The sequence below is a fragment of the Planctopirus sp. SH287 genome (assembly GCF_056500625.1).
In genome coordinates, this window is record NZ_CM151403.1 from 2,184,575 (window position 1) to 2,197,618 (window position 13,044).

At 53.1% G+C, this 13,044-nt stretch carries 11 protein-coding genes; 4 read left to right on the forward strand and 7 right to left on the reverse strand.

Features of this window, described 5'->3' with window-relative positions; translation table 11 throughout:
• Positions 1–17 precede the first annotated feature (17 nt).
• From SH287x_RS08350 to SH287x_RS08365, 4 genes are all read right to left on the reverse strand, one after another.
• Positions 18–638, reverse strand: coding sequence for a 5-formyltetrahydrofolate cyclo-ligase (locus tag SH287x_RS08350; RefSeq protein ID WP_479518226.1), 621 nt, complete (start codon positions 636–638; stop codon positions 18–20).
• Entirely contained in the window at positions 635–3,253 is a 2,619-nt protein-coding gene (locus SH287x_RS08355) for a DEAD/DEAH box helicase (protein ID WP_479518228.1), read from the reverse strand. The genes SH287x_RS08350 and SH287x_RS08355 overlap by 4 nt, the downstream gene beginning before the upstream one ends.
• Before the next feature lie 49 nt (positions 3,254–3,302).
• A complete protein-coding gene (locus SH287x_RS08360) occupies positions 3,303–4,247 on the reverse strand; it encodes a thiamine-phosphate kinase (RefSeq protein ID WP_479518230.1) in 945 nt (314 codons plus the stop codon).
• A 257-nt stretch (positions 4,248–4,504) separates the two neighbouring features.
• Positions 4,505–5,866: a trypsin-like peptidase domain-containing protein gene (locus SH287x_RS08365; protein WP_479518232.1), complete on the reverse strand. Its 1,362-nt coding sequence runs from the start codon at positions 5,864–5,866 to the stop codon at positions 4,505–4,507.
• Positions 5,867–6,244: 378 nt separating this feature from the next.
• Between SH287x_RS08365 and SH287x_RS08370 the strand changes: the two genes are divergently transcribed.
• Complete coding sequence (locus SH287x_RS08370) at positions 6,245–6,556, forward strand: tetratricopeptide repeat protein (protein ID WP_479518234.1); 312 nt, start codon at positions 6,245–6,247, stop codon at positions 6,554–6,556.
• Positions 6,557–6,882: 326 nt separating this feature from the next.
• Complete coding sequence (locus SH287x_RS08375; protein ID WP_479518236.1) at positions 6,883–7,341, forward strand: SRPBCC family protein; 459 nt, start codon at positions 6,883–6,885, stop codon at positions 7,339–7,341.
• 256 nt (positions 7,342–7,597) lie between these two features.
• Here the strand turns inward: SH287x_RS08375 and SH287x_RS08380 are convergent, their stop codons facing one another.
• The 3 genes from SH287x_RS08380 to SH287x_RS08390 form a co-directional block, all read right to left on the reverse strand.
• On the reverse strand, positions 7,598–8,413 hold the full coding sequence (locus tag SH287x_RS08380; protein ID WP_479518238.1) for a hypothetical protein: 816 nt from the start codon (positions 8,411–8,413) through the stop codon (positions 7,598–7,600).
• 500 nt (positions 8,414–8,913) lie between these two features.
• Positions 8,914–9,666, reverse strand: a complete 753-nt coding sequence (locus SH287x_RS08385) for a TrmH family RNA methyltransferase (RefSeq protein WP_479518240.1) — start codon at positions 9,664–9,666, stop codon at positions 8,914–8,916.
• A 103-nt stretch (positions 9,667–9,769) separates the two neighbouring features.
• A complete protein-coding gene (locus SH287x_RS08390) occupies positions 9,770–10,588 on the reverse strand; it encodes a TrmH family RNA methyltransferase (RefSeq protein WP_479518242.1) in 819 nt (272 codons plus the stop codon).
• 408 nt (positions 10,589–10,996) lie between these two features.
• Here SH287x_RS08390 and map point away from each other — a divergent pair, with 408 nt between their 5' ends.
• Positions 10,997–11,815, forward strand: a complete 819-nt coding sequence (gene map, locus SH287x_RS08395) for a type I methionyl aminopeptidase (RefSeq protein WP_479518244.1) — start codon at positions 10,997–10,999, stop codon at positions 11,813–11,815.
• A 132-nt stretch (positions 11,816–11,947) separates the two neighbouring features.
• On the forward strand, positions 11,948–12,937 hold the full coding sequence (locus tag SH287x_RS08400; RefSeq protein ID WP_479518246.1) for a DUF1559 domain-containing protein: 990 nt from the start codon (positions 11,948–11,950) through the stop codon (positions 12,935–12,937).
• Positions 12,938–13,044: the final 107 nt, after the last annotated feature.

The window sequence follows — 13,044 nt, forward strand, 5'->3', positions numbered from 1 at the left end:
AGAGAATCTGGCCCTGCTCATCGTGATCTGCGAATGATTCGCTGTTCTGTAAGAATGAGATCCAAGGACTGATCATGCGGTTCTGTGGGGATCGCAGGCACGAGTTGCGTTTCAAAGGCCAAGCCAACCTTCTGTGTGGTGATTGGTAGCTGAGTCAAGAGGCGGTCGTAATAGCCACGTCCCTGACCGAGCCTTCCTCCGGATTCATCAAACGCCAGGCCCGGTACAAGAATCAGATCAATCTCATTTGGTTGACAACAGCGTTCAGAACGTTGCCGCCAATTTGGGGCAGGTTCTTTGATACCAAAGGCGCCTGCGACTAATTCTCTTTCGCTCTCTATCCAGAACAACGAAAGATGATTGCCCTCACACCAGGGGATGGCCAGACGCTGAGCCGCTCCGGGGTTGATGGCCCGCAATTGCAGCATTTTTCTCACCAGCGGCCACGTGTCGACTTCACTTCCCATTGATAAATAGACCAGCACGGAACGGGCATTTTTCCATTCGTCGAGTTGTTCCAGGCGTTCCATGATTTGTCGACTGGCTTGCTCTCGATGGGGCATCGCCAAGCGGCTTTTCCGGGCCATTTCGCGGCAGGCCGCTTTCGCAAGGTGGATGTCAATAATCCCCCCGGTCATGCCACATCCTCTTCGTGACCAGTCGTCTCTGCGGGATTGGCCTGGGCCTCCTCTTCCAATCCTTCGCCAAAATCATCGTTGGGGAGATGATTGTCCTTGGTCTCCACAAAATTCGCTTTTGAAGCATCGTCATCATCAGCTTCACCGAATCCCGCAGGTCGATGGGGCAACTCAACGGTATGGGCCACGGGAACATCTGCCGTCTCGCCCTGCAGCACATCTCCCTTCGTGGTGCTTTTGAGCGTCTGCTCTGTACTTTGTGGGTCAACAGCTTCACAACTCCAGGAAATCTTGGTGGCCAGTTCAATGAGTTCTGCCCGCCATGCTTCCGGATCACGACCGGTCGGGGGACAATCAGCGAACTCTTCTAGCAGCAGCACCATTCGGAGCAGATGCTTGAAAACCAGCCCTTCCTGCTTTCCAAGATCTCGACCGTTAATCAGCTTGTAAAAGTTGAATCCAAATGCTTCCAGATCAGCCACCACAAAGACCGGGGTCATCGGAACAGAAATCCCCGGATATTCCGACTGAAAAAGCATCAGCAATTTTTCGGGAAGCGTTGGTGCATACTTTCGTTCTTCGGGCGGCAGCGTGTGATCAAACTCAGGGTAAAGGTCACCTGCCGGAAGAATCCCTCGTGCGATGATTTCCGGATCCAGCACTTCGTTGGCTAGAGTTCCCGGCGGTAAAAATTTAGGGGGCGGAATTCGCACCGATCTCACAAGTGATCGGGGAAACTCAAGGACGCTTTCCATGGCCAGAATCCATTCGAGCCGGTCAGCTTTCTCGAAGTGATCGGCTAAAAACACACCATAGAGCGGATGAATACTGCGAAACGCAAACATGCGATCCAACAGTGGCGTGGGCTTCGCGAACTTCGCCCGATAGACATCTTTTTCGCCCTCATCCTGCTGCTTCAGTTCGGTGGCAGAAGCTTTCCCCTGCGCCTTCCGCTTTTCATCAAGGGATTTTTGTAAGTGCTGGGAGAGCCAACTCAGCTTTTCTGGTTGTGATTCCGGGGCAGATTCTTCCCTTCCTTCTGAAGGGGACGCATCATCTTTGGCCTCAAGGGAAGCTGGGAGAGGCGGTGGTGGTTCCAGTTCCAGAAATCCCGCATGGTGCATATCGATCAACAGTTGATCGAAGTCTCGTTCACAAGCCACCAGATTGCCAGGTTCCATCAATCGCTTACGGATGAGCGTGCGAATGCGTGCGACGTCAGGGGAAAGCTTCACCAGATAAGCCACTAATCGCAGAGGGAACTCCCCCTGACTGACCAGATCACGAGGCGGGGCCGTCTTGAGTTTTTCAAACTGCGCGTCGTTCCAGTATTGCCGACCCTGACTGCGAGTCGGCATTTTCTTTTTTAACGCCTTCTTGGCCTTAATGAGTTGAGGGTCTTTAGTGTCTTCCGGGATCTGGTCGTATTTTTCTTTCCAGCGGGCAATACGCACATCATCTTCGTGCGGCAGCGCGTAGACATAGCCTTCTTTATCGAATTGTGGCCGCCCTGCACGTCCAAAGATCTGATGGGCCAGACTGGCGTCGATCAGACGTTTTTTACCGGGCGGCCCTTTCAACAAGCAGGTCATGACAACCGATCGAGCAGGAAGATTGATCCCCGCCGACAATGTTTCTGTACAGACACAAATGGAAAGAAGCTTCTGCTGGAATAGTTCTTCCACCAGTCGCCGATGCTTTGGCAATAAACCCGCGTGGTGAACTCCCACGCCACGATGGAGCAATTGTTTCAGCTTGGGGCCGACACCATGTTTGAAATCAACATCCTTCAACCGGACGGCCAATTGTTTCTGTTGATCCCCTTGAAGGATGGCTCGGCCTTTCAGTTCCTCAGCCGTGCTCCAGCAGAGTTCCCGGTCAAAACAAAAAACGAGCGCAGGAGTGCGACGGCCTTCTCCTTCGCCTTGTGCCATATATTCCAGATGCTCGGTGACAAACTGGTCGCCAATCCATTGGAATGTGAGCGGGACTTTTCGCTCAGTGCCAACCACCAGTTCCAGGCGTCGGTTGTGGCAACGATGCAGCCAGGTCACAAACGGGTTCGCATTGCCAATGGTGGCTGAAAGAAGCATCAACCGGACATGCGACGGCAGCAGCGACAGAGAGAATTCCCAGACAATGCCACGCTCAGGATCGGAAAAACTGTGGAACTCATCCATCACCACAGCAAAGACATTTGAAAAATCAAACGCATCAGGATGCAGGAGCCGGTTCAACAGAATTTCCGCCACGACGACCAGCACTTTGGCCTCGGGGTTGACCTTCCGGTTTCCTGTAATGAGTCCCACATCATCACGTGAAAATCCCCAGCGTTCGGCCGCCTCCTGAATTTCCGCAAACTTCTGATCCGTTAATGCGATCAGGGGTGTGGTGTAATAAACCGTCTTCTGATTCTGCAGAGCTTCAAAAATGGCCCCTTCGGCAATCAGCGTCTTCCCGGTTCCCGTGGGAGCGCAAATCAGCACGCCAGTGCCTGACGTATACCACGCGAAAAGAGCCTCTTCCTGTACTGCATATGGCGTGTAGCTGAGCGTTTCATAGTACCGTTCAAGAATCTGGTCTCTTGTCTGCGACCCCGGAGTTGATAACGACATGAGCAATAACCTCGGGGCAATCCCACCAGAAACCACAAGAACCTTTCACTCAGCCAAAGCGGTGCACGTAACCTCCGGCTGCCAGTGTGACTGACTCTCCCGAGTTATCCACCAGGGTGCAACCTTGGCCCGGAGTAATGACACCAATTTCCGTTAAAGGTGTGGAATGATTCCAGTTCTGCCGCAGTTCATTCCAGGCGGAAGGAGACAGCGTCATCAAGAGTTCAAAATCTTCTCCATCATTCAACGCATGTGTTAGCATCGCGGTGCGATCACCGGCATCAATTCCCGGGAAATTCAGGACATCCTGATGAACGGGAATGGCAAATGCCATCAGCCGCGCCCCCACACCGCTGGATTCGGTAATATGCTGGAGATCCGATGAAAGACCGTCACTCAAATCGATCATGGCATTGGGGACAGCCTTGCGAATCAGTTCCGTGGCTTCTTCCAAACGGGGGGAGAAATGCAGATGGCGACCATGTATGGAACCACCCAAAGCCCCTGTCACAGCAATCACATCACCCACCCGTGCGCCACCGCGGCGGATGGACTGCGCCAGGAGAGTTTCACCCACAACGGCCACGTTAATCACCAGTGGGCCATCCCAGCTGTTGGTATCTCCACCGGCGACAGGACAATGGAATTCGTCAGCCAGTTCAATCACCCCGCGCATCAGTTCATCCGCCCAACTTGCGGAGTACGAACGGGGAAGCGCCAGAGAGACAAACGTCGCCACTCCTCTGCCGCCCATGGCTGCGAGATCACTCAGATTAACCGCTAGCGCTTTTCGACCTGCCAGATAAGGGCCACATTCTGCGGCAACAAAATGTACGCCGTCCAGCAGCATATCGGTCGCCACCAGCGTTTCTCTGTCATCCCGGCATTCCAGGCCAGCCGCATCATCCCCGATCCCCAACAGGACACGGGGTGAATTGCCGGCAGCTTCTCGAATGCGATCAATCAGCGCAAATTCAGGTCGGGTGGTCGACATGGCGTAGCATCACTCATTGAGATGAAGAGAAACCGGTCACGACTCCTGATTTCAGAATCAAAAAAGAAAATACCGCATTCCCCGGAGCCTGAATACAGGGCGGGGATGCGGTATCTATTCAAATCAGGTCGCTATCAAACCTGGGTCGTCTGGTAGAGCTTCAATTCCGAGTTTGACAGGTTCAGCAGAGGGTAATGAGCAGGCCAGCGAGCCTGCGGACGAGTTCCACAACCTGTCAGGACAAAGTGGTCGTACCACTAACGGCTGGCGGTCTGAAGGTGCCCGAAGAGTGTTTCCTGGCCTCGAACAATATAAAACTTGATTGGATTCAGCTTGATCTCATTCGACTTGTTGACAATCCAGGTCACGTTCTCAACCGATAAGGTTTCCCAGTCGTGCAAACCTACAAGAATGTCGCCCTTGATGATGCCGTTGGAAGCCGCTGGACTTTCTGGACGAACATCGACCACCCGCAATCCACCACGGTAACGGGTGCCGGTCAATTGTTTCTGCTCAGGAATGATGGGGGCGAGCTTCAGACCCAGAACCTGCCAGAATCGTTGAGCTTCGGCTTCACCAATCTGCCCCGCAGCAATTGTACGTGAGACCTGATTCTGTACCAGCGAGATACTCGCCTGTCCCAGAGAGAACGACAGCTTTTCATCATGGTCATTGCGGCGAACAACCAGATCCAGTGCTTCGCCAGGCTTGCGGCCTAACAGTGATCGCTCGAAGTCAACCGCATCGGCTGTTTCAAGAATCCCCGCTTTAAGAACCACATCGCCAGCCTTGAGACCGGCCCGTTGAGCGGGGCTATCGGTCAGCACGTTTTCAACAACGAGCAGCTTTTGTGTCGGGGTTTTCAGGTCGCGAAGAATCGCACCGTGATAGGCCACACCCATTTGTTCAACAGAAATCAGGCGTGCCACCACTTTCCGGGCATCATCAATCGGGATGGCGAAGCCAATTCGTTGAGCACCAGCCCGAATGGCCACATTGACGCCGATGACGTCTCCATCCATATTGATCAGCGGGCCACCACTGTTGCCAGGATTGATACTGGCATCAGTCTGAATCAAATTACGATAGGACTGCGTCTCGTTGACTTCGACATCACGTCCCAGTGCACTGACGATCCCTTCAGTCACCGTGTGGCGGTAACCATAGGCGTTTCCGATGGCGAGAACACGCTCAGCCAGGAAGATGTCGCTGGATGTCCCAAAGGCTGCCACTTTGAAAGGACGCGAGCCATCAACCTTGATCACGGCCAGATCTTGTTCTTTATCGACAGCAACAACACGGGCATCGTAATCGCTACCATCTTCAAATGTGGCGCGAATCAGTTCCACCTCTGCCACCACATGGTGGTTGGTGACGACATAACCGCGTTCGTCGATGACAATGCCTGTCCCCATGCCGTTGATCTTGCGACCACGACTTGAGGCAAAGACTGAGTCGCGCTCCTGGGCCGACTTCTCTGTGTGAATATTCACAACAGAGGCCGAAGCCAGTTTGTAAGCTCGAACAGCGGGTGTTTCACGAAGTTCGGACGCACTGACCAGCGATGCTGTCAGGCACAGGACTCCGTAGATTGCTGGCGTGATGAGCCATTTAGTCATGGGGAAGATCACTCGTGGGCCGCAGGGCAGCGATTTTAGTCGAACGTCTCGGGTTGCCACGATCCATCGTGTTTACGGGAGCAATCCTCCATGGCTCCGCTGCGTTGGCATCGACCACCTGCGCGGCGAGGTTGAAATCCCCTTCTTTCATGGCGTACAGATTGCCAAGTCGGTACACGTGAAATGGGGAAAGGTTTAGCGACCAGCGCTTCGCAATCAGCTGAATTCCGTGTCCATATCGAGAGAATGAGTGCAGAGGCACTCCACAGAGACGGCGAAACCATGTCCCAGGGCACCAAAACGGCAATAACCGCCGGTCTACCGGCAATACGTTCATTGGGACTGTTAATACTGTTGAGATTATTGAAAGGGGTATTGATGTCGCGTTTAGAGCGATTACGGCAAATGTTGCAGGAAGATCCTCAAGATGGCTTTCTACGGTACGCACTCGCCCTCGAGTTGATCAAGGGGGGAAGCACTGACGAAGGTTTACAGTCACTTGATGCTTTAGTGGCCGATGACCCCAATTATGTGGCGGCCTATTTCCAGAAGGCGCAGGTTCTGGCCGAGATCGGTGAGACCGCGACCGCAAGAGAAGCCTGTTCTGCGGGCATCACAGCCGCTCAGCGGGTCGGGGATTCCCACGCTGCCGGAGAAATGATGGGATTTCTGGAGACACTGGAGGATTAGCGGTACGCTTTCAATTATAATTTTCACAGAATTATGAATCTTTCCGGGAAGGCTCCCTCTCCCTCGAGGGAGAGGGTTGGGGTGAGGGGGCCGATGAACCAGCCGTGTTTCCAAAGCCATGACCAATTCTCTCATCCGGCCTGCGGCCACCTTCTCCCTCAGGGAGAAGGACTTATAGAGATCCCTCAATCAAAGAACGATTTAAGCGCTTTCGGATAGCTTCTAAAGGCCTTGCACGGGTTGGCGGGCCATTTTCAAAAATCAATCCGGCCACCTTCAGCAACACTTACAAAATCACTTAACAACACTGATCAGGAGCTGTAATCATGTCTGGCAATACGGGAACTGTCCGTCTCCACCGCGTTCTGAAAGCTCCCCCTGAACGAGTTTACCGCGCGTTCACCGAACCTGATGCCTGGGTGAAGTGGGTGCCGCCCAATGGGTTTATTGGCAAGGTTCATGAGATGGATCTTCGCGTTGGCGGGGTCTACCGCATGTCATTCAGGAATTTCAGCACAGGATCTGAGCACTCGTTTGGTGGATCCTATGTGGAGTTGGTGCCAAATGAGCGTCTTCGATACGTCGACCGCTTTGATGACCCGAATCTTCCAGGAGAAATGAATGTGACTGTTTCCTTGAAGCCGGTGCTTTGTGGAACAGAACTGACAATCGTTCAGGAGGGAATTCCAGAGGTCATTCCATCTGAGATGTGCTACCTGGGATGGCAGGAGTCATTAATGGCGTTGGCTCACCTCGTGGAGCCAGAAATTCCCGATGGTGCCTGAGCTTTCGGCGAAACGTAATATTTTTGAAATGTCTATTACACAGCCATCTTGAACGTGGTGCATTCTCATGAGATGCCAGTAAACCAAACGTCCCCCACGACTATTTTGAGAACATTGGAAATTTGACCCTCGCCCGCGGAGGAAAGGGTGGCATGTAGTGCCGGGAGAGGGATTTCCAGTGGGTATTCTCAATAAAGAAGCGTGCTTGGGTATCGTTCGGCAAGGATGCCGAGTGATCACAACATGACGACTGCCTTCACAACTCAATTCCTCGATCTATGGATTGATTCAACTTGTGGCAAAAATTCAGTACAGCGGGATTTGATGAGCGGTGGCTGACAATAGTGATATCAAGTCCACAATCCCGGGACATTCGGATGGCCCGTTCTATCGCTCCCAAAATCCAACCAATTTCGTTACCGAAAGCACCGCCACCCAGGAGTGTCAAATAGAGCTTATTATTTCCTGTATGATAAGTGTTTTCGATCGCGGCACAGATGGTGGCTTCATAAGCTGCTTCGAGAACCACTGTGGCAAATGAAGCCCATGATTCGGAGGAATAGCTACTGTACGAAACAGGCATAGCAGAGCAATAGGCCTGAGAAACAACCTGCAATGGATTATCTAATGAAGGATTCCGTGTGACTTGTGTATCGATCTGTAATCCAATTCTCAACAAACCTCTCAGATCATCTGTTTCCTGCTCATTAAGCTCACTTAATTGTTGATTGATGAGATTCAGACCATTCCCAGATGGGAGAGCATAGCCGTTTTTCATTGACCACAAACGCTGCTGTGTGTTGCCAAGTCGCTCACCGATCCCACTTAGGCAGTCGATTTGATTTATCGATGTCTGGCCTACCTGCCCCATCACTTCAGCGAAATAGTTGCGATAGATCGTTCCTGGCCCGGCAGCAATTGCACAGGCTGGGCCTTGAGTCAGGTCATTTCCATAAATACCGACACCCTTTTCTGGTGTCACATGCGGTGAAATCATTTCAAGAAGGTTGAATTGTGATGCCACCTGAAACATCGCACCTGCATTTAAACGATCATTGTGAAGATCCTGCACATTGGCGACCTGCTCGCGGACGCAGGTCGTCTTTGAAGCGCGAGGAATCAGACTGACACGCTGTCGGAGTTCGGAAAGCGTTGGTGTTTGAAACTCACCGCAAGACCATTTCTTCCCATTAGCCTTGGAAGACAATTGGTTCCCGTTCAAAACAAGCTGAGATCGAACTTGTTCGGGTGATTCCTCACGAAATCCCGTGAGAGATTCAAACCATGTCATTTTTTAGACTGCCTGTGAAGTTCAGTTACGTCGGGGGCATGAATCGCCAGCGCAGTGCACCAACTCGCCCCGTATCTTTATACACGACTGACCTTCACCAAAGACTAAAAATTAACCCCTCCACAACCATCACCCTGGCGGCGTAAGCCCCAAACGTAGATCAACAACCGACCCTCATACGCCGCCACGAAGCCCGCAAGGGCCCCGCAAGGGGAGCAGGCCAACGAGCCTGCGGGCCTTCGCCCACGTCCCGGCCGATAGGCCCAAACCCCGCAAGGGGGTTAATGATTCAATGCGTAGAGCAGAATACCGGTCGCGACGGAAACGTTGAGTGATCCCACTGGCCCCAATTGGGGAATCGCGCACACTTCGTCACAGAGTTCGAGTGTTAAACGGCGAAGTCCCCCCTCTTCGTTACCAACCACAATCAGCCAGGGCCGATCGGCTTTGATTCGTGAAAGTGGCTGATCAGCGTGTTCGGAAGTTCCAAGAACCCAAACCCCCGCCTTTTTCGCAAGCTCCAGTGCTCGTGCCAGATTGGGCGGTTGAGCAAAAGGGAGCGTCTCCATTCCGCCCGCTGAAACATCGTACGCCGTTCCCGTGAGGGGCGCAGAACGGTCACGGGTCACGATCACGCCCCTGGCCCCGAAAAACGCCGCCGCACGAAACACCGCGCCCACATTGTGTGGGTCTTGAAGACAATCGAGCGCCAACCAGATTCCATGGGGGTTGGTTCGAGAAAGTTCTCCTTCAATCGGCCCAGGCGGCGACATCGAAAACAATTGCTCAACCGTCACAGGAGTCCGTTCCCGCACGGTTGCAGCCGAACCACTTTGTCGCTCGGATTTTTCGGTTCGGTCGCGTGGTGCTTGAGGAAGAGCCGTTTTCACGGGGATTTGGTGAACACGCGCCTGATCCAGCACTTCGCCCCATCCCGGCGAAGGATTGGCTGAGACAACAATTTCCAGAACATCATGAGCACGGTGCTCGAGTGCCGCCAGAACGCTATGAGGATTTCGCAGGGTGATCGGCACGCAGACATTCCAGAAAAGAAGGCATATTTTCAAGACAATAACAGCAGATTAACACCCTGGAGATTATCACACCGGGAATTCACCAGCGAGTGATCAGGAACCATCATGCGATCGTGACGTGTCGTTCCGTTTGTCGCCCCACTTCTGCCAGAACGATTCCAGCAGCCACAGCGGCATTCAGAGACGAGGTGATTCCCTGCATGGGAATGGCCGCTTTTAAGTCACAACAAGCCAGTAATTCAGGAGAAACCCCTTGGCCTTCGTTTCCAATCACGACAGCAATCCGAGGGGGAAGAGATAGATCCCAGAGCGACACGTCGCTTTTCTCGGTGGCAGCCAACAGGGAAAATCCCGCCAATGTCAATTGGCCTGCGGCTTCAATCAGGTTGTCCACACGACTGATCGGCAACCAGTTGACCGCGCCGGCAGAACTGCGAGCCGCCTGGCTATTGATCCCTGCTTGTCCTTTAGAACCCAGGATGATTCCACGAAACCCCAAAGCTTCTGCACTGCGGATAATCGCCCCCAGGTTAAAACTGTCCTGGATGCCATCCAGCATCACCAGCCGCTGAGTTTTATCGGCGCGGCAAAGCTCATCAAACGATGTATACGGGAATTCCAGCATCCGGGCGCACAGCCCCTGATGATCTTCTGCCCGGCAGGTGCGGGACAATTCACTGGCTGTGGACGCCACCAATTTCGCACCAGACTCCTCACAGGCTTGCTGAAGCGTCGCGGTGGAGGCCACGCCTTGGCTAGCAATATTCTGACCGGAGATTACGGGAAGTTCGTCATAGGGAGAAAACCGGTGTGAATCGAAATGCACCTCAAGAGGGAGCCATTTTCCCGCCTGAAGCATCGAAATGACGAGGTGGCGCCCCCAGATCCAGGAACGATTATGATTACCCAGAAGTTTCGGCACGAGGAACTTTCATTCAGGCAAATTTGATCCGAAGACAAGTCATTCTGTTTCTTAGCCAGCGGTCATACGCATTTCAATTTGAAACAGCGATCTGCGTGCCATGCTTGCGGCTTTGCGCAAGCATGTTTTTGAGATCATCAACGCGCTATTTCAAGTTGCGATTCGTAATAAGACCACTTCGTCCTGACAAGCTCGCCCACAGGCCATGGCTTAACCTGTCAAATTGAGAAGCGAAGACTCACAAAAACAGGCCAACAAGCGAGTGAGCGACTTTGACAAAAAAGAATGCTTCCCAGCGAGAATACGAACAGCACTTGCCAATTGCGAGCAGGCGAGCAACACTCTTTCAGGTGATATTGCTGCACCGGCCAGCCAACCGATCCCTTTCTCTAACGAACTCAGCATACGATGCAGGCACCGCTCCGCCGAAAAGTCCGTCGTAAGTCTCCCATCTACAGCCTGGAAGAGCGGGATTGCCTCAGGCGTGCCGGCCGCTTCAATGCTCAGGTGATGGATTTTATCCGCGATCACGTCAAGGCCGGCGTGACCACATTGCAATTAGATCGACTGGTCGAAGAATATACGCACGACCACGGGCATACCTGTGCCACAAAGGGTTACAAGGGGTATCCTGCATCGATCTGCGCCAGTGTGAACGAAGTCGTGTGTCATGGAATTCCCAACGACAGGCCACTTCGTGACGGAGATATTGTCAACATTGACCTGACCAGCGTGGTCGATGGCTGGTATGGCGATCAATCAGAAACATTCCTGATTGGTGATGTGACCGATAGCACGCGCGAACTGGTTCAAACAACCTTCGATTCGATGTTCGCCGGCATCGATGGGATTGCTCCCTTTGGCAAAGTCACGGACATCGGGCGGGCGATTGAACGTTTTGTCCGCGACAGGCCCTATGAAATTGTGCGCGAATACCAGGGACACGGGATCGGCCAGGATTTTCATCAGGAGCCGGGAATTCCTCATTATGTGCCCCGGCTCAATCCTCCGCAGGATGTCATAGAGCCGGGCATGTCTTTCACGATCGAGCCGATGCTCAATGCCGGTACTTACCGGACTTTCATCGATAGCCTTGATGGCTGGACGGTGCGAACCGTCGATCTGGCTCTTTCCGCCCAGTTTGAGCATCAAATCCTGATGACGGAAACCGGGCCAGAGATCCTGACACTCACACAGCGTGGCCCACAGCGAGGCTTCCGTTTCTAACATCACCCGGTAGGAATGGTGAGTTCCAGCCCGCTTCTGCGTAAAACTTATACGTGAGGGGGTTGAATTTGGGTTTCCATCAGGCAACACTCTAACCATCGTTAGATTGTCGCCCCTCTGGAGCCTGCCCCGATGCCCACCGCTTCCTGCCGCACCACTGCACCAGTTTCCCGCCACGGATTCACTTTGATCGAATTGCTGGTCGTGATCGCGATCATCGCCATTCTCATCGCACTGCTACTTCCCGCAGTCCAACAAGCACGCGAAGCTGCCCGCCGGACTCAGTGCAAGAACAACCTGAAGCAGATCGGTTTGGCATTACATAATTACGAGAGCACCCATCGGGTATTCCCGCCCAGCAGTACCAGCAAGCCCAGTCAGGCGGTGGGGCCATGGACATACGCGGCAGCATCGGCCAATGCCCCGGATTTTCACCTTCACAGCTTTAGCAGCCTGATTCTCCCATATATTGATCAGGGCAGCCTGTATAACTCGATCAACTATAATTTTTCCTCTCTCGCCACTCAGAACCGCACCGCAGCTCGAAGCGTTCTGCCCGCGTATCGTTGCCCCAGCTATAACGGCCGCAGCTTCAGTGATGGCAAAGATACCGATGGTGACGACTCTGTTTATCTTACGCTATCTGCAACGGACAAATTCGCGATCGGTAATTACGTCGCTATGGCAGGAAAAACGGTGATGAGCCTTTCGGGGCAACCAGGGACTGCCCCCGAAGGGATCATTTATCCCGCATCAAAAACCTCGTTCCGCGATATTACTGACGGTAGTTCCAACACGATCATGGTTGCTGAAACGCGAGATGAACTGGCAACAACCTGGATCGATGGAAGTTCTGCCGCTGTCATAGCGCGATGGGTTGATATTGCTAGACCTGACCTTGCTGGCCTCTCTTCTTCAATTAACAAAGACATGTACTTTGACGACTTCGCCGCTCTTTACCAACCCGTTGAACAACGATGGGGGCCTTCAAGCTTGCATACCGGCGGTGCGCATCATTTGCTGGGCGATGGAACCGTTCGATTCATTTCGGAGAACATCGGCTACACCGTCTATGAATCGCTAGTCTCACGCCATGGTGGCGAGGTCATTGGTGATTATTAATAAGTCGGAATTGGCTGGGTGCACACAGAGATTGCTCCCGTCGGCGGGAACCACTCGGACTGCTTCTCTACTAAAATTCTTCCGAATTTATGCCGTATCCCTGACGG

What these genes read in the sequence shown, in the direction of transcription:
- map (WP_479518244.1), top strand. Translation starts at nt 10,997, where the DNA reads ATGCAGGCACCGCTCCGCCGAAAAGTCCGTCGTAAGTCTCCCATCTAC.
- SH287x_RS08365 (WP_479518232.1), bottom strand. Translation starts at nt 5,866, where the DNA reads ATGACTAAATGGCTCATCACGCCAGCAATCTACGGAGTCCTGTGCCTG.
- SH287x_RS08375 (WP_479518236.1), top strand. Translation starts at nt 6,883, where the DNA reads ATGTCTGGCAATACGGGAACTGTCCGTCTCCACCGCGTTCTGAAAGCT.
- SH287x_RS08360 (WP_479518230.1), bottom strand. Translation starts at nt 4,247, where the DNA reads ATGTCGACCACCCGACCTGAATTTGCGCTGATTGATCGCATTCGAGAA.
- SH287x_RS08350 (WP_479518226.1), bottom strand. Translation starts at nt 638, where the DNA reads ATGACCGGGGGGATTATTGACATCCACCTTGCGAAAGCGGCCTGCCGC.
- SH287x_RS08400 (WP_479518246.1), top strand. Translation starts at nt 11,948, where the DNA reads ATGCCCACCGCTTCCTGCCGCACCACTGCACCAGTTTCCCGCCACGGA.
- SH287x_RS08370 (WP_479518234.1), top strand. Translation starts at nt 6,245, where the DNA reads ATGTCGCGTTTAGAGCGATTACGGCAAATGTTGCAGGAAGATCCTCAA.
- SH287x_RS08355 (WP_479518228.1), bottom strand. Translation starts at nt 3,253, where the DNA reads ATGTCGTTATCAACTCCGGGGTCGCAGACAAGAGACCAGATTCTTGAA.